This window comes from Gemmiger formicilis, assembly GCF_018784445.1.
Taxonomy (GTDB): domain Bacteria; phylum Bacillota; class Clostridia; order Oscillospirales; family Ruminococcaceae; genus Gemmiger.
On sequence record NZ_WQOH01000005.1, the window covers coordinates 90,999 to 111,211 of the forward strand.

Sequence of the window (20,213 nt, forward strand, 5' to 3'; positions counted from 1 at the left end):
GCCGAGGGCTGGACAAGTCCGGCCCCTACAGGGCGCCTGTTTCCAGAATCACCACTGCACTCGCAAGTCCACGTTCATGGCTCAAGCTGACATGCACAGTCAAATTCTGCTCCGCAGCCCAGGCGGCGGCAGCGCCGGTCAGGGCAAAGTACGGTGCGCCGCTTTCCTGGCGCAGCACGGCAAGCTCGGGCATGGCAAAGCCGCCCAGGCCGGTGCCAGCGGCCTTCAAAAAGGCCTCCTTCGCAGCAAAGTTCGCGGCGGCAGTCTCGGCCCGGTGCTTATCCCCCAAAGCGGCCAGCAGGGCCTGTTCTTCGGGGGCAAACACATGGTCAAGAAAGCTCTGCCGAGTGATGCTTTTTTCCATGCGGCCTGCATCACACAGGTCAATGCCGACGCCCAAAATCATGAAATCACCGCTTTCAGCAGTGCTTCCCGCTCGTTGGGCAGTTTTCCTTCCATGACGGCAGTCAGCAGCATTTGCAGGGTCGCGCCGACGTCCGGCCCGGCGGGGATGCCGGCATCCATTAAATCCGCGCCGTTCACGGTCAGCTGGCGCATGGAGTAGCAGCCGGTCTTGGCAAGTTCGTCCATGCGGTGCTCAAAGGCCGCTACATCAGCGCGGCGGGCGGCGACCTCCGGCGTCCTGGCGTGGGCGTCCAGGTCAGCGTATTTCAGCACACAAAGGCGGCGCAGGAAAATCGCGCCGTTGCGGTTCAGCAATTTCAAAATCCCGGCATCGTCGGCAGGCAGCGGTGCGTCGTGTACGGCAATCAGCCCCACCGCGCCGTCAATCAGGTAGGCGGGCGCTTTTAAGCGGCGCAGAATGACCCGCGCCAGCTGTGCCCCGCGCTGGTTGTGCCCCTTGAAATGCGCCGCGCCGTCCGGCCCGACGCTGCGGCACAAAGGCTTTGCAATGTCGTGTAAAAAGGTGGCCCAGCATAGCACCCGCACGCCGCGGGTGTCCTGGCCGCGCAGATCCAGCGCGGCCACGGCGGCGGCTGAATGCTGCCAAACGTCGTAACAATGCCATTTTCCGGGCTGCGTGCAGCCGATGCAGGGTAAGATCTCCGGCACAACGCCGCCTAAAATCTCGCCGTATTGTGCCAAAGTCTGCCCTGCGCCGGGGGCCAGCAGCAGGCCGTCCAGTTCGGAATACAGCCGCTCGGCGCTGACGGTGTGCAGTGTCTCCCGGGCGGTGAAAGCAGCTTCGGCGGTGGCGGCATCCAGCGCAAAGCCCAGCTTGGCGGAAAACCGCAGCGCCCGCAGAATGCGCAGCGCGTCCTCGGCAAAGCGGTCGGCAGGTGTGCCGACGCACCGCACGATGCCTGCCGCCAAATCGCGGCGGCCGCCGTACAAATCAATGATGCCCTCGCCGGGGGCGTAGGCCATGGCGTTGATGGTGAAATCCCGCCGCGCCAGATCCTCGGCCAAATCGTCCACAAACTGCACGCTGTCGGGGTGGCGGTGGTCGCGGTAGCTTCCGTCTAAGCGGTAGGTCGTCATTTCGTAGGGCTTGCCGTGCAAAATGACGGCGACCGTGCCGTGCTTTTCGCCGGTCAGGATCATCCGCTGGTCGTGGAACAGCGCCCGCATTTCGTCGGGCCGGGCGGAGGTGCAGATGTCCCAGTCGCCGGGCATACGGCCCAGCAGGCTGTCGCGCACGCAGCCGCCCACCACGTAGGCACTGTGCCCGGCAGCGCGCAGCGTTTGCAGCAGCCAGTAGGCGTCGTGCGGCAGGCGTATCGTATCGCGGCTCATGCGTTCCCCTCCCCTCTTGTGGCGTTTTTGGCGGTTATTCTTCGGTGTGGGTCCATTCCTGGGTCAAATCCACGATGCAGGCGAGGCTGTCGTCCTCGTCCTTCAGCGAATCGACCTTGGCGGCGGCCTTCTCGGCGTCCTCCATCCAGGTCAGGATAAAGTAGTTCTCGGCGGGCACGGCGTAGTAGACCCATGCGCCGTCGGCCCGCAGCAGGTCGGGCAGGTGGTCCAGCTCGGCGTCCAGCAGGCCCTGGCCTTCCTCGCCGTAGATCATCTCAGGGCCGACCTGCAGAGAGTCGATCACATTGATGCTGGAATTGATGTAGGTGTCGCGGTCAACGGTCTTGTCGCCGACCTCCCACGCGCTGGCGAACGCCTTGACCAGCAGTTCGCGGACTTCCAATTTATCGTCACCGGGTTTGTACATGGTAATTCCCTCTTTTACATAATATATGAAAACAGTATAGCACATTTTTTGCAATTTGGGTATAGGGATTTTAGAGGTATGTCCCGAAAATAAAAAAGCAGGGCGGCCAGTCCCCTGGCCGCCGCACCTCGCCTTTCGTACAACGGTATTCTTGTAGGGGGCGGCGGCCTCGACGCCCCTGCCACTACAAACTGGAATTTTCAAATTAGTCTTTGCAAATAACCTTTGAACGTTCACCATCAATTACAATTCCCTGACGGTTGTTAATTGGGCATAGATTCAAATCCGAAAACTCAGTCATTATTTTCTCGGTAACTTTCTTAAATGGTGCTGTAAGATAATGCGGAAGAACATAGAAATCAATCAAATCAAGCCCTGCATCATCTTCTTGTGAGTAGTCCTCCGGCTTTTCATCCATTTGCTCGATATATTGGATGCTTGGAGCGCATATAATCGCACCTGCCGATTCACCAATCATCAGTTTTCCCTTTGCCAATTCTTTCCTCAACAGCTCATCCGTTCCCGTTTTACGGAGCTGGTCTATAAGGAAAAAAGAATTTCCGCCGGTAAAATATATCACATCCGCATCTTCAAAAACAGACTGTATCGTTGAATAAGCCTCCGTTGAAATATCAATTTCAGTTACGATTGCTCCCAACTTTTTGAATAATTTTCGAGCCGAGCCGACATAACCGGTGTAGCCTTCACGCAGCGAAGCTGTTGGAATAAATGCGACTTTTTTATTTTCAATTTCTTCCTTTATCAGACTTCCTACACTTGAAAAGTGCGAACATAAAAACAGTTTCATCAATATTCTCCTTTATATATAAATTTCGATTTATAGTTCTAAGTATACCATATCCAGACCTTGTGCGCCACTCTATTGACACGGCGCAAAACCGGGCTATAATGGTTGTAGGTACAACGATGTAGGTACATCTTTCTGAAGCCCGGGAGGCGTCTATGGACATTACCGAACGAAAAATCACAAAAATTGCGCGTGAGGCCGAAAAACTCGTCCTCTGCACCCTGCGGGAACAGGGTGTGGGCACGGCGGAAATCGACCTGATCCACGCCCTGCGCCACCACCCCGGCTGCACCCAGGCGGCCTTGGCCGAGCTGCTGCACGCCGACAAGGCGGCCATCGCAAGGCGCACGAAAAACCTTGAGGCCAAGGGCTATCTTGTCCGCGAAGATGCCCCCAACGATCGGCGCAGCCAGTTTTTGTACCCGACCGGGAAGGCTGAGAACCTGAAATCCTCGAAGGCAGAGATCGAGGCGGCCTTCTATGAGTACCTGACCGCCGCGCTGCCCGCCGACGAGGCCGCTGCCTTTGCGGCAACGCTGGATAAGCTGTACCATCGGTCCAAGACCGAGAGCCGCGCGGGGTTCCCGCATTTCCAAAGGGAGTGCAAGACAGACGATGAAGCGTGAAAAACAATTCCGCCCGGACAAAATCGGCGACTATTTCCGCATCGAGTGGCTGCCGCTGGTGTTGGTCACGGTGTCGGGCCTTATCTACAACATCGGTCTGCTGGCCGCGCCCTGGTTTGAGGGGCGGCTGGCCCAATGCCTGGCCGACATTCTGGGCGGCAACGCGGCAGCGTCCGCCATGGCGATGCTCGTACTGGCTTACATCCTCGTCACGCTGCTGGTGCAGGCGGCGCGGTTCATTAAGCGGTTTTACGTGCGACGCTTTGCCAACAACATCAACCGCCGGATGAAGGGCGTGCTCTACGCCAACCTTGTGCGCCAGAGCCGCGCCGCGCTGGAAAAAGAGGGCGCGGGCGAGCTGATGACCAAGGCCATCTCCGATGTGGACGACTGCGTCGAAGGAATGCGCAAATTCACGACCGAGGTGTTCGACACCGGCGTGGCGCTGGTGGGCTACATCGTCATGCTGCTGGTGTATGACTGGCGGCTGGCACTGCTCAGCCTGTTGTTTACGCCGGTCTCCTACGTCTGCGCCGCTGGGATGAAAAAGCCGGTGCAGCGCGAAGGGGCGGCCTACAAAAAGGCAGCGGGCGCTTTGCGCGCCGCCACGCTGGATCGTGCCCGGAACGCCGCGACCTACCGCAACTACGGCTGTGAGACCGCCCGCGAGGAACGGTACGAGGATGTGCTGAAAAACTACGAGCGGACCGCCGTGCGCAGCAATGTCTGGCAGTCGGCGCTGCCGCCGCTCTACCTGGCTGTGTCCGAGGCGGGCGTGCTGTTTATCTTGTGGTTCGGCGCGAAGAACGTCCTGGGCACCGGTTGGTGCGCCTGGAATATTGCCGCGTTCACGACGTTTTTGTCCTGCTTCACGAAACTGGTCGTCAAGTCATCGAAAGTTGCAAAGCTCTTCAACTCCGTCCAAAAAGCCGAAGTTTCCTGGCGGCGCATCAAGCCGCTGATGAAGCTGCCGGAGCAGCTGGCCCCGCTGGAGGTCCCAGCCCCCGCCGACGTGACGCTGAAAAACCTCTCCTTCGCCTACGCCGACGAACCGATTTTTGCAGGGCTTACTCTGACGGCGCACCCCGGCGATATCATCGGCATCACCGGTCCGGTCGCCTGCGGTAAATCCACGCTGGGGCGTGTGTTCCTGTGTGAAGCGCCCTACGGCGGCTCGGCAAAGTTCGGGGACAAAGAGTTCTCGAACCTGACACCGCGGCAAATCTCCGCCACGGTCGGCTACCTGGGCCATGACCCAGAGCTGAGCGCCGACACCGTGAAAAATAACGTCCTCTGCGGCGGTGCGCAGGACACCGCGCCCTATCTGGCCGCCGCCGCGCTTGACGGCGAGGTGCGGGCCATGGAGCAGGGCCGAGATACCGTCATCGGCCCCAGCGGTACGCGGCTTTCCGGCGGGCAGGCCCAGCGTTTGGCGCTGGCCCGCACGCTGGCCCACCCCCGCCCGGTGTTGGTGCTGGACGACCCATTCTCGGCGCTGGACCGCCATACCGAGGATACCGTGTTTGCAAATTTGCAGACCTACGCCAAAGATAAAGTCGTGTTCCTGATTTCCCACCGGCTGTACCACTTCCCGCAGATGCGGCAGGTGGTTTTTATGGAGGATGGAAAGACCACTGTGGGCACCCACGACAAGCTGATGGCGGCGGTCCCCGCGTACCGCCAGCTGTACGAAAGCCAGACAGGAGGGCAGCAAAATGAAAACGAGCAATAAAAACGGTGTGGCTGCCGCCCTGCGCACGGCGGCCATGGCACACTGTTTTTTGACAGTTGGCGTGATTTTGTGCGTGGCTGCGTCGGTTGCGGCGTCGCTGCTGCCGCCGCTGCTGCTGGCACGCTGCATCGACCGTCTGACGGCGGGCCTGCCGCTGACGATCTGGGCCGTGCTGGCCTACTTTGCCAGCCTGGCGCTGGAGGGTGTTTTATCCAGTGCGCAGGAGAGTCTGCTGGTCGTTTTTGGTCAGAAGATGACCCACGCGCTGCGCTCGGAAATGTCCCACAAGCTGACCCGGCTGCCCGCCGCCACGCTGGTGGATCAGAACCCCGGCGAGGTGGCCGCGCGGTTCTCCGGCGATGTGGACACGGTGGAGGCACTGTTCACGTCGGGCATCATCAGCATGGTGGCGGACGCCTGCCGCATCATTTCTATCATGGCGGTCATTTTTGTAAAAAATCCCGGCCTGGCGCTGATTTTTCTGCTGGTGATGCCACTGTTTGCGGTGTTCACCCGCCGTGTGCAAAAGCGGATGCTGGCCGCCCAGCTGGACAACCGCCGCGCTGTGGCCGCCGTTTCCGGCCAGGTGCCCGAGACGCTGCACAACATCCGCACGATTCGCGCACTGGGCATGGAAGCCTACATGGAGCGCCGCTATGACCAGCGCATTGCAGACAGCTATTCCGCGATGGAACGCACGAATTTCTATGATGCCATCTACTCCCCCGCTGTGCTGACGCTGAACGCCGTGGTGGTGGGTATCGTTATGCTGCTCTCGGCGTCGGGCAACGGCACGGCTTTGGCGCTGTTTGGTATGTCGGTTGGTACTTCGGTGGCCATTATTAACTACATATCGCGTATTTTTGCGCCCATTGAAAGCTTGGGCATGGAGATCCAGACTATCCAGTCCGCCATGGCGGGTGTCAAGCGCATTGACGCATTTCTGGCGCAGCCGGAACGCACGATCCCCGCGGAACGCACCAAAGCCGCCCGGGGTGACGTGGAGCTGGCCCACGTGACCTTCGGCTATGGAGAAAAGCACGTGCTGAACGATTTCTCGATGACCGTCAAGCAGGGCGAGCAGGTCACGCTGGTGGGCCGCACCGGTGCGGGCAAGAGCACCGTGTTTAAGCTGCTGCTGGGGCTGTACCCGCCCGAGAGCGGTACGGTTACGATCGGCGGCGTGAATGTGGCAGACATCAAGGACCGTGAGCGCCGCACCTGCATCAGCTGCGTGGAACAGCACTTCGCCCGCGTGCCCGGCACGGTGCTGGATCAAATCACGCTGGGCGACCCGCAGATTACAGAAGTAATGGCAAAGAACGCCGCGAAACTGGCGGGCATCGACGCAGCCATTGCGGCCATGCCCGGGGGGTACGATACCGTGTGCAGCGAGGGGATGTTCTCCCAGGGCGAGTGGCAGCTGCTGTCCATCGCCCGCGCCGCCGCCGCAGACCCCGCTGTACTGCTGCTGGATGAGATCACCGCGAACCTAGACGCTGAGACGGAAGCCCGCGTGCTGGAAGCCCTGCGCCGGGCGTCCGAGGGCCGCACGGTACTGTCGGTGTCCCACAGAATTTATGAGAGCCTGGGCGGGCGGACGGTAGAAATTAAAATGTTATGATTTTTCGCCTGTTTTCGGAAAAACCCTTGACCTTCCAGTGGGTGCAGGGTGTACGATGACCGGGAAAGGAGCGTGATGTTATGAACATCAAGCAGACAGCGGATGCGTCGGGCGTATCGGCGCGGAACATTCGCTACTATGAGCAGGCGGGGTTGCTGGCCCCGGCACGCAACCCAGAGAACGACTACCGTATCTATACGGATGCCGATGTGCGGACGCTGAAACTGATTCGTGTGCTGCGCACACTGGATATGCCAGTGGAGGATATCCGCGCGGTGCTGAGCGGTACACTGCCGCTGACCGAGGCTGCTGAACGCCAGCGCCGACAGCTGGAGGCCGAGCAGCAAAAGCTGGCAGCGGCCGCAGCCTTCTGCACGGAGCTGGCCGCCGACGGCCGAACGGCGGCAGAGCTGGATGTGGACGACTGCCTGGCACGGATGGACTCCCCTGCCCCGGCGGGCGGCTGGTTTACCGGCTGGGTGCAGGACTACCGGAAGATGGCGGCTGCCGAGCATAAGCGGCAGTTTACCTTTACGCCGGACACCGCCATCGGCACGCCGCAGGACTTTACGGCAGCACTGCTGGCGTGGGCAGACGAAAACGGCGTGGATGTGACCATAAGCAGGGAGAGCATGACCCCGCATTTTATGCTGGATGGCATTGAGTACAGGGCCGTGCGGTATTCGAGCCATGTGCGCAATATCCCGATACTGCGGGTGCGGTGTGAGGTGTGCGATCCATCGGCGCTGGCGGTGGAGGGCGACCCGAAGCGGCTGCGAGTGCAGAGATTTCTGCACTACGGTCTGCCGGTGCTTGTATGCCTTGCATTGGCGGTGGTCTGGGTCTGCACCCGGAATATGCCGCTTTGGCCCGACAAGGCGGCTATGCTGCTGGTGCTGGGCGCTCTTGGCATCGGGTACGGCTTCCGCGGGTGGTATCTCTACTACAACGATCGGGACCAATAAAAAATGGGAGACAGCGCGGGCTGTCTCCCATTTGATTTATCCCAGCAGCAGTTTGTGCAGCTCGTCCACCGTGTCGGCCAGAGCGGTGGCCCCGGCGGCGGTCAGCTCCTCGGCAGAGCCGTAGCCGTAGACAGCGCCGATACACGGCAGGCCGTTCTTCTTGGCACCCACCACGTCGTGCTCGCGGTCGCCGACCATGACGACGCGGCTCTTGTCAGTGATGCCCGCCGTTTCCAGCGCGTAGGCAATGACCTCAGCCTTGTCGGTGCGCGTCTCGTCCATTGTGGCACCGCAGACAAAATCGCAGTACTGCGCCAAATCAAAGTGCGTCATAATGCGCTTGGCAAAGTCCTCAGGCTTGCTGGTGGCGATGATGACGGTTTTCCCGGCGGCTTTCAGATCGGCCAGCAGGGCCGGGACGCCGTCATAGACCTCATTTTCAAAAATGCCTTTCGTGGGAAAATACTCCCGGAACGCGCTGACTGCGTGGTCGGCCTCGGCGTCGCTCAATCCTGCCAGTGTGCGGAACGAGTCGATCAGCGGCGGCCCCAAAAATTTGCGTAGTGTGGCTTCGCTGGGGATTTCCAGCCCCAGCTTGCGGCAGGCGTACCGTACCGAGTTCAAAATACCCAGCGCGGAGTCGGTCAGCGTGCCGTCCAGGTCAAACAAAATAACATCGTAATTGCGCATAAAAATCCTTTTTAGTTAAATTTGAACAGCTTTTGGGCAATGCGGTAGCCGCCAATGCTGATCTTGCTGCCCAGCCAGCCGGGCAGGTTGCAGCCCTCGGCTACCGAGAAACGGCAGCGGCGGTACAGGTGGCCGTCGTGGGCTTTCAGGTCGTCCCACAGCTGCTTGCGCTTGGCCAGCGCCTCCTTACTGCCGTCCAAAGTCAGGAAGATGCTGGAAATCGCCATCATCATCGAGAAATAGTTCAGCATATAGGCGCGCAGCTTGTTCTGCTCCGGCGGCAGGGCGTAGACGTCCACAGCATTCATCATGATGCGGGTGACGCGCAGCTGCTGATCTACGCGTTTGATCATGTTGGCCTCGTTGACGCTCTGATCCTCGCGGCCGATGAAGTAGCGGTAGAGGTCAAGGTTCATATAGTAGATAGTCTTGACCTGGGGCAGCGGCTGGTACACAAAGATGTTGTCGACGTAGAAGGTGTGCTTGGGCAGTTCCATGCCGCTCTGGCGCAGGATCTCGGTGCGGTAGATGACACTGTGCATCAGGATGTTTTTGTTCGGCGGGAACTTGCCGATCTCCTGCCAGGTAAAAACGCGGCCTTCGGGCAGGATGCCCTTGTAATCGACGATGTTGCGCGTATTATCGGCAACGTGCTCGTAGACGTAGTTCGCCATCATCAAATCAAGCGGATGCTCGTCGTTGAGGTGGGCACGCAGCTCGGCCAGAGCTTTTTGCAGCGCGTCGGTGTCCAGCCAGTCGTCGGAGTCGACGACCTTGAAATAGACGCCCGTCGCGTTGCGGATGCCCTGGTTGACGCCCTCACCGTGGCCGCCGTTCTCCTGATGGATGACGCGAACGATGGTGGGGTATTTTTCGGCGTAGGAGTCGGCAATTTTGCCGGTGTCGTCCTTGGAGCCGTCGTCGACAAGGATGATCTCGGCATCCTCGCCTGCGGTGAGCAGGGTCTCGATGCAATGATCCATGTAAGCGGCCGAGTTGTAGCACGGCACGGTAAAGGTGATGAGTTTCATAAAAAGCTCCTTTTTAAAAGGCATAATATACTTATTATAGGATACCGCGTTTTGACGAAAAAAACAAGGGAAAGTTTTGTGAAAAGGCTTCCCCCTAGGGGGAAGCTGTCCGCGAAGCGGACTGATGAGGGGCAGATGCCCCGCAATAGCCCATTTGTGGGTGGCTGCGGCAAGTGCGCCCCTCATCCGACCTCGTTTCGCTCGGCCACCTTCCCCCTCTGGGGGAAGGCTTTACATATAGTACGATTCACCGTGCCGCATTATTGCAAAAAAATACCCCCGGCGCGGGGCTTGCGGGCCGCGCCGGGGGCGAGGGTTAAAAAGAGGTCTTAAAAAAGATCGTTGCGGTTGAAATTGTGGATGCCCGAAGGGATCACATCATTGTAGACATCCTCCGGCAGACCGTAGGGCCGTTCCGGATCCAGAAAACCGTGCATCCATTCGGCCAAAGTGTGCAGCTTCAACATTGTAACCCCGTCTCCTTTCCTAGTGTAGGGCAAGTAGTTTGGGAGGCTTTCCGCTTCCCTTGTTCTGTCTTTATTATATGCGAAAGATCTGACTTTTGCAAGCTGCATTTTGTACAAACTTACAAAAGTTATTTGTATATATTCCACTATTTCGGCAAACTGTACATATGCACGTTGCGACTGTACGCATCACGCGGACAATTCCTCCCATGCCTCCTGCATGGTATCAGCCGAGAAGAGAAACTCGCCGCTCTCGGAAAAGACTTCAATGTGGCCGCCGACGTATCTGAACTGCTGAGTCATGGTATGTATCGCCTTTCTTATCTGGTATGTCTTTATTATACCAGACGGAAAGTACGATAATTTGGACTTTAACTCTTCTGTACCGATTTTTGAGGGTGATAAACGGTACTTTCAACGCCCCGTAGCACGAAAACGACCCACCCGCAGAGCAAAAACCAGTAAAAGGTGTAGCGCGGGCAGACCAGGCCCGCCAGGTTGCCCCACTCATCGGCATAATCCCAGACGGCGATATGCAAAAGGCGGCGGCAGACCGCGCCCACAGCCAGCTCCAGCCCGCTGACGCCCGCCGCGCCCAGGGCCGCCGCGACCGCCAGCGGCAGCGGCCCGGCGGCCAGTGCCTGCAAAAGGCAGAGGCAGACCCCGCCCGCCAGAAACATCGTCCAGTGGGTGGTGCCGCGCCAGGCCAGTTCCAGTGCGGCATAGGCCCCGCCGCCCAGACAAAACAGAGAAAGACGTTCCAACATACAAAATCCCCCTGCACAAGCTGTTAGCAACAGTATGTGCAGGGGGCGCGGGCTGTAACCGTTTTGTAAGGATGGTGGAAGTTTTTGGGAAGAAATGCCTTCCCCCTTGGGGGAAGGTGTCTGCGGCCCTGCCCGCAGACGGATGAGGGGTTGCGTTTCCGCGGCGACCCGTAAACGGACGGTATTGGTAAGCCTGCCCCTCATCAGCCGCCTGCGGGCGGCAGCTTCCCCCAAGGGGGAAGCCGGAGATTTTTTACTTCGACAGCTTCTTCAGCAGTGTGCTTCTGGTATCCCACAGCTTCTGGCTCAGGTCGACGTAGTAGCGGTGCGGGTTCTCAAAACGCTTGACTTCGTCCCACAGCGTGCCCACCTGGGCCTTGCAGAACTTCTTGATATCATCCAGGCTCGGGGAGTTGTAGACGCGCTTGCCGTTCTCATAAATCGGGGTGGACAGGCAGCGAGCCGTGCAGTTGACGTAGGTGCATTCCTTCCACGTCTCGATGGGGTCAAACAGCGTGATGCCGTGCTGGGTCTCGACCTGCTCATCGGCCATCGTGATGAGGTCGGCCATGGCCTTGCCGTCCTCGTCGTAGATACGCCAAACCTTTTTCAGGCAAGGGATCGTCATTTTCTCGGCGGATTCGGACAGCTTCATCTTCGGCGTGTAGCTGCCGTCGTCCTCTTTCACGGCGGCCAGCTTGTACACGCCGCCGAACACAGGGTCGCTCTTGGCGGTGATCATGTTTTCGCCGATACCGAAGCTGTCCACGCGGGCACCCTGCAAAATCAGGTCGCGGACGATGTACTCATCCAGAGAATTGGATGCGCAAATCGTGCAGTCGGGGTAGCCGGCCTCGTCCAGCATCTTGCGGGCCTTCTTGGACAGGTAGGCGATATCGCCGGAGTCGATGCGGATGCCCTTCGGGCGCTTGCCCATCGGCTTCAAGACCTCATCAAATACCTTGATGGCATCGGGCACGCCGTGGCGCAGCACATTGTAGGTGTCCACCAGCAGCACGCAGGCGTCGGGGTACATCTCGGCGTATTTCTTGAAAGCATCATACTCAGTCGGGAACATCTGCACCCAGCTGTGGGCCATGGTGCCGGAGGCCGGGATGCCGAAATCGCGGGCGGCCATGACGCAGGAGGTGGAGCCGCAGCCGCCGATATAAGAGGCGCGTGCGCCGAAATAGGCGGCGTCATACCCTTGGGCGCGGCGGGCGCCGAACTCCATGACCGGGCGGCCTGCGGCAGAGCGCACGATGCGGTTTGCCTTGGTGGCAATCAGGCACTGGTGGTTGAAGGTGACGAGCAGCAGCGTTTCCAGCAGCTGGCACTCGATGGCCGGGCCTTCGACGGTGACGATCGGCTCCTGCGGGAAGATGGGCATACCTTCCTCAATGGCCCAAATGTTGCAGTGCAACTTGAAATTCTTCAGATAGTCGAGGAATTTCTCGCCGAACGCCTTCGTGGAGCGCAGGTAGTCGATATCCTCGGCGGTAAATTTCAGGTGGTCCACGGCGTCAATGAACTGCTGCAGGCCCGCCATGATGGCGTAGCCGCCGCCATCCGGCACACGGCGGAAGAACATATCAAAGACGGCGATCTTGTCAACATATCCCTCATCCAGATAGCCCGCCGACATGGTCAGCTCATAGAAATCGGTCATAGTGGTCAAATTGCGTTTTACATCCAACATGGTAGAAACCCTCCTGTGGAATTTTGCAGCGCACCGGGCGGCACGCCTATATTCAGACCTCTTTGCTCCAGATGCGCAGGATGCGGCCAACGGTGAAAATCAGGTAAGCACCGATGACGAGCATGGTCAGGATAACGACGACTTTGAAATATGTGCTTGAAAAAAAAAGGCTCACCCGGGAAATCGTGTACAAAAGCTGATTGCGGGAAACATCGCTGCCGGCGATCAGGTCGGCGGTGCCGATGGTCTCCCCTTCTATGGTCAGGGTCACGGTGCCCACAATGTCCCCCTGCTTGATGGGCGCGGGAAGCTGATCCGGCACATTGAACACCTGTTCGGTCAGAGCTGCGCCGCCCTCCCTGGGCAGCAGGGTCATCATATTGTCAGCCGGGTAGAGCATGACGGTGTCGGCCTGGGTCGAATAGGCCACCCGCACTTCGGTGATGGGCTGGGTCGTGTCCAGCGCTGGGGCAATGGTGTAGGTATCGAACACCCAGTCCATGATGGTAGCTGTCTCCACCAGCGCGGGGCGCATCCCCTCGGGGTCAGCGTCGTAGGGCACGTTCAGCAGGATGCTGATGTAGCTCTCGCCGTCCTGGCTGTGCCACCCGGCAAAGTTCTGCCACTCGCCCAGGCTGCCGGTCTTGCCGCCTTTGGTGTAGTCGCGGTGGTAGCTGCTGTTGGTGATGAGCTTGTCGGTGGTCTGGATGATATAGGTCCCGGGGGTTGTGTAGCGGTCGTTCGTGCCCATATCGTAGCTGGGCGTGCCGACGACCGTGGAGAACACATCGTAGGCGGTCAGCGCCCGCAGAATCAGGTAGGCGTCCCGCGCGGTGGTGATGTTGTTGGGGTTCAGCCCGCAGGGGTCAACAAACGTCGTGCCGGTGCAGCCCACGGCCTTAGCCTCGTCGTTCATCATGGCGACAAAGTTGTCAATGCTGCCGCCGCCCATGTAGTCCGCCACGATGTAGGCGGCCTCGTTGCCGCTGGGCAGCAGCATGGCGTAGAGCAGGTTGCGCAGGCTCTGCGTCTCGCCCCGGCGGATATCGGCCGAGGACGCGTTGGTGCTCTGCTCCCAAATCAGGTCGTAGACATAGCTCGGGGCGGTCAGGCTGATGGAGTCGAGCTGGTCCTGGTAATTTTCCAGCAGCAGCAGCGTCGTCATCAGCTTGGTCAGGCTGGCGGCGGAGAGCGGCGTCTCGCTGTTTTTCTCGTACACGACGATGTTGGTGTCGAGGTTGACCACGTAGGCAGCCGGGGCGGTCAGCGAGGGAGCATTGTCCGCAAGGGTGCTGCTCTCCCCTTCCGCCGCGACCGGCAGCGCTATGATCAGCACGAGCACGAAGGAAAATAGTATCGCGCAGAATTTTTTCATAGGCAAAGGTTTCCTTTGTAAAGTTACCTATCAGTATACCAAACTTTGCGGGGAAATAAAAGGGATATGCAGGATTTTTTGGCGGTGGGAGTGGTGTTTTCGGGTGCGCTGCCTTCCCCCTTGGGGGAAGGTGTCTGCGGCCCCGACCGCAGACGGAGGAGGGGCAGCGGCTCCATTATTGCCCATACATGGGCGGCCGCAGTAAGTCTGCCCCTCATCAGTCACCTTCGGTGACAGCTTCCCCCTCAGGGGAAGCCAAAGGCCTCAGTTCATCGCCCCTGCGGTCTCAAACAGCCTCTCCACCTCATCGGACAGTGCCCGGTGCGCCGGGTCGATCAAATTCGGGTCCTCGGCCAATAACGCTTTGGCTTCATCCTGCGCTACCCGCAGCGTGCGGGTATCCTGCACAAGGTCGGCCACCCGCAGCGTCGGCAGGCCATGCTGGGCGGAGCCGAAGAAATCGCCAGGGCCGCGGGTTTCAAGGTCGTACTTTGCCACGGCGAAGCCGTCCGACGTGCGGCACAAAAATTGCAGCCGCTCCCGCACGGCATCGTTGCCGTTGTCGGAAATCAAAATGCAGCAGGAATCCGCCGCGCCGCGCCCAACGCGGCCGCGCAGCTGGTGCAGTGCCGACAGACCGAACCGCTCGGCGTTCTCAATGACCATGACCGTGGCGTTGGGCACGTCGACGCCGACCTCGATGACCGTCGTCGAGACAAGCACATCCAGCTCGCCCGCCTTGAACTGCTGCATCACATCGTCCTTTTCCTTCGGCTTCATCTTGCCGTGCAAAAGCCCGATGCGGCGGTTGGGCAGCAGCGCGCAGGCCGTCTCGGTGTAGTAGGTCGTCACGGCCTGCAGGTCGCCCATGGACTCGTTTTCCTCAATGGCCGGGCAGACGATGTACACCTGATGCCCCGCCGCGATTTGTTTGTCCAAAAAGCCGTACATATCCCGGCGCTTTTTGCCGGTGATAAACCATGTTTTGATGGGCTTGCGGCCCGGCGGCAGCTCGTCCAGGACGGAAATATCAAGGTCGCCGTACATCAAAAGCCCCAGCGTGCGCGGGATGGGCGTGGCGCTCATGACCAGCAGGTGCGGGCTTTGGGCTTTGCCCGCCAACAGGCCGCGCTGCCGCACGCCGAAACGGTGCTGCTCGTCCACAATGGCGAGACCGAGATTTTTGAATTCCACGGTGTCCGTCAGCACGGCATGCGTACCTACGACCAAATTGGCCCGGCCGTCGGCGATAGCCTCCAGCGCGATGCGTTTTTCTTTGGCCTTCATGCCGCCGACCAGCAGCGTGACGTTGACGCCGAAGGGCTCCAGCCGGTCCGCCAGCGTGACGGCGTGCTGCCGGGCCAAAATTTCCGTGGGGGCCAGCATGGCGCTCTGCCAGCCGTTTTGCGCAGCGAACCAGATGGCTGCCGCCGCCACCAGCGTTTTGCCGCTGCCGACGTCGCCCTGCAACAGGCGATTCATCGGAACCTCGCCGCATAAGTCCCCCACGATTTCCTCGGTCGAGCGCTTCTGTGCGCCGGTGGGCGGGTACGGCAGGCTGCGCCAGAACGGCCCTAAATCCAGCGGGTGCATCGGGGCGCTGGTCTTGTGCCGCCCGTGGCTGCGAAGCAAAAAGATGCCGATTTGCAGTAAATACAGTTCCTCAAAAATCAGGCGGCGGCGGGCGGCAGCCAGTTCTTCACTGCTCTGGGGCGCGTGGATGCCCCGCACGGCGGCGGCCTTGGTGGGCATCCGGTAGCGGGCCAGCAGTTCAGGCGGCAGCGGGTCGGTCAGCTCGTCGGCGAAGGCCAGCGCCGCGTGGGCGCAGCTGGCGTGGCGGGCGGCGGGCAGACCGTCGGTGCCCGGGTAGACAGCCACGAACGGACAGGCCGCGACCTGGGCCACGGTACGCACCAGCGGGTGGGAAATCTCGCGCCGGGTCAGTGTGCCGCCGATGCGCCCCTCAAAGTAGTAGGTCTCCCCCACCACCAGATTGTTGGCGGCGTAGGACGCATTGAACCAAGTCATGGACAAAATCCCGGAATCGTCAGCGGCCAGCACCCGGTTCATGACCCGCCCGCCGGTGATGCGCCGGGGCGGCTCCTTTTGCAGGACGGTGGCCCTGACGCAGCAGTCCATATCGTAGGGGGCCGATACGACGGTGTAGGGCTGGGTGTAGTCGATATATTTGCGGGGGTAGCACAAAAGCAGGTCACGGATGGTGACGATGCCGAGTTTTTCAAATTTTTTGGCGAAAGCAGGGCCAACGCCCTTGAGGTATTGGACGGAGTCGTTGATGGTGGGCAAGGGTGGCGGCCTCCTTTCGTGGAATTTTTACAGGGTGATTAAGGCGAGGGGCTTTGCAGCCTTGCCGCATCCACGCCCATATACCCAAAAAAGGCGAACTCGGAACTGCCCCAAATTCGCCTTTTTAATGTTATAACGTCCGAATTACTCCACAGAGATCATGTAGTAGTACACGGGCTGGCCGCCGCTGATGTGGCTGACCTCGACACTGCTGCCGCACTTGGCGCGCACCAGCTCGGTGGTCTTTTCGGCGTCCTCGTCGCTGACGTCGCAGCCGGAAATGACCGTGATGAACTGAGAATCCTTCTTCTTCATGGAGCGGGCCAGACGATAGGTCATCTTGACCAGGTCGGTGCCGGTGGCAACGATTTTGCCGTTCTCCAGCGCCATGATCTCGCCCTTCTTGATGGGCTTGCCGTCAAACTCGCTGTCGCGGGCGGCATAGGTGATCAGACCCGTGCTGACGTGGTCCGCCGCCTGCATCATGGCAACGGCGTTCTCCTCCGGCTTCAGGTCGGGGTCAAAGTTCAGCATGGCGGTCATGCCCTGGGGCACGGTGCGGGTGGGCAGCACGATGACCTTGCGGTCCGCGAGCTTCTGCGCCTGCTCGGATGCCATGATGATGTTCTTGTTGTTGGGCAGAACGAGCACCGTCTTGGCGGGCACGCTCTGGACAGCTGCCAGGATATCCTCGGTGGAGGGGTTCATGGTCTGGCCGCCGCTGACAACCGCGTCCACGCCCAGGTCGCCAAACACAGCCTTCAGGCCCTCGCCCGCGGCCACGGCCACAAAGCCGTACTCGCGCTCGGGGTCAACGGCGGCGTAGGTGAACTCGCTGGTCTTGTTCTCCTCGGCCTCAGCCTGCTTCTCGAGGCCCTTAGCCTGCTTCTGACGAGCCAGGAACTGCTCGTGCATATTTTCAATTTTAAAATTGGTCAGGTAGCCGTACTTGATGGCCTCGCTCAGCATCATGCCGGGGTCGGAGGTGTGGACATGGCAGTTAGCAACGTCGTCGTCCTCGATCACGACAACGGAGTCACCGTTGGACTCCAAAAATGCGCGCAGACGAGCCACGCTGGCACCCTCGTCCTTATGCAGCAGGAACTGGGTGCAGTAGCCGTTCTTGATGTCCTCGACCTTCATCAGGTCATCGGCAAAGACGCCCTTGCCGGCGGCCTCGCTGGAGACCTTGGGCTTGGCGGCAACCTCGGCACCGGCAATGATCTCGCCGCCGTCGAACACCTGCTTCATGCCCTCAAAGATCAGCATGATGCCCTGGCCGCCGGCGTCCACGACGCCGGCCTTTTTCAGCACAGGCAGCAGGTTCGGGGTGTCGTCCAGTGCGGCCTGACCGGCCTGCAAAGTGGCATCCCACATGGCGGGCACGTCCAGCTCGGTGCACTCGGCGGCTTTCTCGGCAGCCAGGCGGGAGACAGTCAGGATGGTGCCCTCGGTGGGCTTCATGACGGCCTTGTAGGCAGCCTCAACACCCTGCTGCAATGCGGCAGCAAGGTCGGCGGCGGAAGCCTCGGTCTTATCCTTCAGTGCCTTGGAGAAGCCGCGGAACAGCAGGCTCGTGATAACGCCGGAGTTGCCGCGTGCGCCGCGCAGCATGGCGGAGGCAGCGGTCTTGCTGGCCTCGGCCACGGTGCAGCTGTCGGGCATGGCTTCCAGCTCGGCACGGGCTGCGCCGATGGTCATGCTCATGTTCGTGCCGGTGTCGCCGTCGGGCACAGGGAAAACGTTCAGCTCATCCACGCGGGTGCGCTGGTTGGCAATGTTGTTGGCGCCGGAAAGAATGGCGTCGCGCAGGGTCTGGCCAGTAATCATGGTTTCGTTACACCTCATGTTTGCAGATACAATTCTGTTAGTCGGCAATGATGTCGTCCACATACACATCGATGCGGGCGACTTTCAAGCCGGTGGCAAGTTCAACTTCGTCTTTGACGCGGTGGGTAATGCTTTGGGTGATGGTCGAAATGTTCAGGCCGAACCCGACCTTGATGTGCAGGGCGATGACCAACTTGCCGCCCTCCTGCGTGACAGTGACGCCCTTCGGCGGCAGGCTGCCGGTGCGCAGGGCGCTGCGCACAACGCTTTCGGCCGGGGCCTGACCCATGGCGGCAATGCCGTAGCACTGCTTGGCGGCCTGCTCGACCAGGCCGGAGAAGTAGTCATTGGTCAGCGAAATATGTCCATAGGGATTGACCTTGGTGATCATCTGCGATCCTCCTTTTCGGGGTTAGCCACGACTAAAGCCGCGGCTGCACTATATGAATCATTAGCTATTATACACCATTTTTTCCCGCTTGAACAGGGCATTTCGGAGAAATTTATTTTGTTGCGCGGATTTAACATTCCATTCACAAAGTTTACAGTGCAAACGTATATACTGGTTACAGAAGTATGACAACACTACCAAAGGAGAGTAGTTAAGATATGAACCTTTTGTTCTTTTTGACACCCAAGCAGGATGTCTTGTACATTTACGAGGATTTCACCCTGCGCCAGACGTTGGAAAAATGGTCGAACCAGCGCTACGCCACCATCCCGGTGCTGAAACGGAACGGCGAATATGTGGGCAGCATCACCGAGGGTGACATCCTCTGGGGCATGAAAAACCTGCACGGCCTGGATCTGGAAGCCAGTGAGGACGTACCCATTTCCAGTTTTCCCCGCCGCCGCGACTACAAAGCCGTGACGGTCACGACCGATATGCCGACGCTGTTAAAGGCGGCCATCGACCAGAACTTTGTGCCGGTGGTGGATGACCGCAACGTGTTTATCGGCATGGTGCGCCGTACCGTTTTGCTGCGGGAGCTGTACGAAAAATACACGACCCTGCCGACGGACAAGCGGTTTAAGGCGAACCACCCGCCGATGTAGGGCTTGCATTTTGCCGCGCGGCGCGGTATAATCAGCACAACGGACAGAGAAGTCACGCAAGGGCTTCTCTGTTTTATTTTTTACAGTGAGGTGTGGGAAGAATGAAACGGCCTTTGATTGGAATTGTGCCGCTGGTGGATGCCCAGCGGGAGAGTTACTGGATGCTGCCCGGTTATATGCGGGGCGTGGAGCAGGCGGGCGGCCTGCCCATTATGCTGCCGCTGACCGACGATGACGCCGCTCTGCGCCAGCTGGCCGACACCTGCGACGGATTTTTGCTGACCGGCGGCCAGGATGTCTCCCCTGCCCTGTACGGCGCGGCCCCTGCGCCCGCCTGCGGTGAGACCTGCCCCGCGCGTGACGCCATGGAGACAAAGCTGCTGGCGCTGGCCCTGGAACAGGACAAGCCGGTGCTGGGCATTTGCCGGGGCATCCAGTTTTTGAACGTCTACCTGGGCGGCACGCTGTACCAGGACCTGCCCACCGAGCACCCCTCGACGGCGGAGCACCACCAGAAGCCGCCCTACGATGTGCCGGTACACAGTGTTACGCTGACGGCCGGCAGCCCGCTTTGGGCACTTTTGGGCAAGGATACGCTGGCCGTGAACAGCCTGCACCACCAGGCCATCCGCAAACTGGCCCCGACGCTGCAAGTAATGGCCCTGTCGGAGGATGGCATCCCCGAGGCCATCTGTCTGCCGGGCAAGAAGTTTGTCTGGGCCGTGCAGTGGCACCCGGAGTTTTCGTTCCCCGTCAATGCGGACAGCCGCAAGATTTTTGCGGCGTTTGTGGGTGCGTGTTAAAGGAAAAGCCTTCCCCCAAGGGGGAAGGTGGCGCGGAGCGCCGGATGAGGGGCAAGTTTGCCATTATTGCCCATAAATAGGTTGCCGTGGGAAGGCTGCCCCTCATCAGTCACCTTCGGTGACAGCTTCCCCCAAGGGGGGAAGCCAAAAAAAATCCCTTCTGTGGTGTCTGAACAGCACCCCATTTGTTAGACAGTATGATATACTATCTAACAAGTGGGGTGTTTTGCTATGCCAAAAGGAGTACC

Annotated in this window: 19 protein-coding genes; 6 read left to right on the forward strand and 13 right to left on the reverse strand. The window is 59.7% G+C overall.

Annotated features, from left to right (window positions below; genetic code table 11):
• Positions 1-25: 25 nt before the first annotated feature.
• From acpS to GPK89_RS03300, 4 genes are all read right to left on the reverse strand, one after another.
• On the reverse strand, positions 26-406 hold the full coding sequence (gene acpS / locus GPK89_RS03285) for a holo-ACP synthase (RefSeq protein WP_215691561.1): 381 nt from the start codon (positions 404-406) through the stop codon (positions 26-28).
• On the reverse strand, positions 403-1,758 hold the full coding sequence (locus tag GPK89_RS03290) for a CCA tRNA nucleotidyltransferase (protein ID WP_215691562.1): 1,356 nt from the start codon (positions 1,756-1,758) through the stop codon (positions 403-405). Before GPK89_RS03290 ends, acpS begins: the two co-directional genes overlap by 4 nt.
• 34 nt (positions 1,759-1,792) lie before the next feature.
• Complete coding sequence (locus GPK89_RS03295) at positions 1,793-2,185, reverse strand: hypothetical protein (protein WP_215691563.1); 393 nt, start codon at positions 2,183-2,185, stop codon at positions 1,793-1,795.
• 205 nt (positions 2,186-2,390) lie between these two features.
• Positions 2,391-2,993, reverse strand: a complete 603-nt coding sequence (locus tag GPK89_RS03300) for a Type 1 glutamine amidotransferase-like domain-containing protein (RefSeq protein WP_215691564.1) — start codon at positions 2,991-2,993, stop codon at positions 2,391-2,393.
• Between the two features lie 155 nt (positions 2,994-3,148).
• On the opposite strand from GPK89_RS03300, the gene GPK89_RS03305 reads away from it, so the two are divergent.
• The 4 genes from GPK89_RS03305 (at position 3,149) to GPK89_RS03320 (ending at position 7,940) form a co-directional block, all read left to right on the forward strand.
• Positions 3,149-3,619, forward strand: coding sequence for a MarR family winged helix-turn-helix transcriptional regulator (locus GPK89_RS03305; RefSeq protein WP_215691565.1), 471 nt, complete (start codon positions 3,149-3,151; stop codon positions 3,617-3,619).
• Positions 3,609-5,351, forward strand: coding sequence for an ABC transporter ATP-binding protein (locus GPK89_RS03310; RefSeq protein ID WP_215691566.1), 1,743 nt, complete (start codon positions 3,609-3,611; stop codon positions 5,349-5,351). Before GPK89_RS03305 ends, GPK89_RS03310 begins: the two co-directional genes overlap by 11 nt.
• Positions 5,335-6,975 (forward strand): ABC transporter ATP-binding protein, encoded by a 1,641-nt coding sequence (locus tag GPK89_RS03315; protein ID WP_215691567.1) that lies wholly within the window; start codon positions 5,335-5,337, stop codon positions 6,973-6,975. Before GPK89_RS03310 ends, GPK89_RS03315 begins: the two co-directional genes overlap by 17 nt.
• Before the next feature lie 80 nt (positions 6,976-7,055).
• Positions 7,056-7,940 carry a MerR family transcriptional regulator gene (locus GPK89_RS03320; protein ID WP_215691568.1) on the forward strand — a complete coding sequence of 295 codons (885 nt, stop codon included), beginning with the start codon at positions 7,056-7,058 and terminating at the stop codon, positions 7,938-7,940.
• Between the two features lie 36 nt (positions 7,941-7,976).
• Here GPK89_RS03320 and GPK89_RS03325 read toward each other — a convergent pair whose 3' ends face one another.
• The 9 genes from GPK89_RS03325 to GPK89_RS03365 all read right to left on the reverse strand — a co-directional run bounded on the left by GPK89_RS03325 (position 7,977) and on the right by GPK89_RS03365 (position 18,497).
• Positions 7,977-8,630, reverse strand: coding sequence for an HAD family hydrolase (locus tag GPK89_RS03325; protein WP_215691569.1), 654 nt, complete (start codon positions 8,628-8,630; stop codon positions 7,977-7,979).
• 11 nt (positions 8,631-8,641) lie between these two features.
• A complete protein-coding gene (locus GPK89_RS03330; protein ID WP_215691570.1) occupies positions 8,642-9,661 on the reverse strand; it encodes a glycosyltransferase family 2 protein in 1,020 nt (339 codons plus the stop codon).
• A 329-nt stretch (positions 9,662-9,990) separates the two neighbouring features.
• Complete coding sequence (locus GPK89_RS03335; RefSeq protein ID WP_215691571.1) at positions 9,991-10,128, reverse strand: hypothetical protein; 138 nt, start codon at positions 10,126-10,128, stop codon at positions 9,991-9,993.
• Positions 10,129-10,499: 371 nt separating this feature from the next.
• Positions 10,500-10,895 (reverse strand): putative ABC transporter permease, encoded by a 396-nt coding sequence (locus GPK89_RS03340; RefSeq protein ID WP_215691572.1) that lies wholly within the window; start codon positions 10,893-10,895, stop codon positions 10,500-10,502.
• A gap of 253 nt (positions 10,896-11,148) precedes the next feature.
• Entirely contained in the window at positions 11,149-12,594 is a 1,446-nt protein-coding gene (locus tag GPK89_RS03345) for a nicotinate phosphoribosyltransferase (RefSeq protein WP_215691573.1), read from the reverse strand.
• 52 nt (positions 12,595-12,646) lie between these two features.
• Positions 12,647-13,969, reverse strand: coding sequence for a D-alanyl-D-alanine carboxypeptidase family protein (locus tag GPK89_RS03350; protein ID WP_215691574.1), 1,323 nt, complete (start codon positions 13,967-13,969; stop codon positions 12,647-12,649).
• 264 nt (positions 13,970-14,233) lie between these two features.
• Entirely contained in the window at positions 14,234-16,276 is a 2,043-nt protein-coding gene (gene recG, locus GPK89_RS03355) for an ATP-dependent DNA helicase RecG (protein ID WP_215691575.1), read from the reverse strand.
• A 144-nt stretch (positions 16,277-16,420) separates the two neighbouring features.
• The gene (locus GPK89_RS03360) at positions 16,421-18,106 is read right to left on the reverse strand and encodes a DAK2 domain-containing protein (RefSeq protein ID WP_215691576.1); all 1,686 of its coding nucleotides are present in this window, start codon (positions 18,104-18,106) and stop codon (positions 16,421-16,423) included.
• 37 nt (positions 18,107-18,143) lie between these two features.
• Positions 18,144-18,497 carry an Asp23/Gls24 family envelope stress response protein gene (locus tag GPK89_RS03365; RefSeq protein ID WP_215691577.1) on the reverse strand — a complete coding sequence of 118 codons (354 nt, stop codon included), beginning with the start codon at positions 18,495-18,497 and terminating at the stop codon, positions 18,144-18,146.
• 218 nt (positions 18,498-18,715) lie between these two features.
• Here GPK89_RS03365 and GPK89_RS03370 point away from each other — a divergent pair, with 218 nt between their 5' ends.
• Both GPK89_RS03370 and GPK89_RS03375 read left to right on the forward strand, forming a co-directional pair.
• Positions 18,716-19,162 (forward strand): CBS domain-containing protein, encoded by a 447-nt coding sequence (locus tag GPK89_RS03370; protein ID WP_215691578.1) that lies wholly within the window; start codon positions 18,716-18,718, stop codon positions 19,160-19,162.
• Positions 19,163-19,263: 101 nt separating this feature from the next.
• Entirely contained in the window at positions 19,264-19,965 is a 702-nt protein-coding gene (locus tag GPK89_RS03375) for a gamma-glutamyl-gamma-aminobutyrate hydrolase family protein (RefSeq protein WP_215691579.1), read from the forward strand.
• The last annotated feature ends 248 nt before the right edge of the window (positions 19,966-20,213 follow it).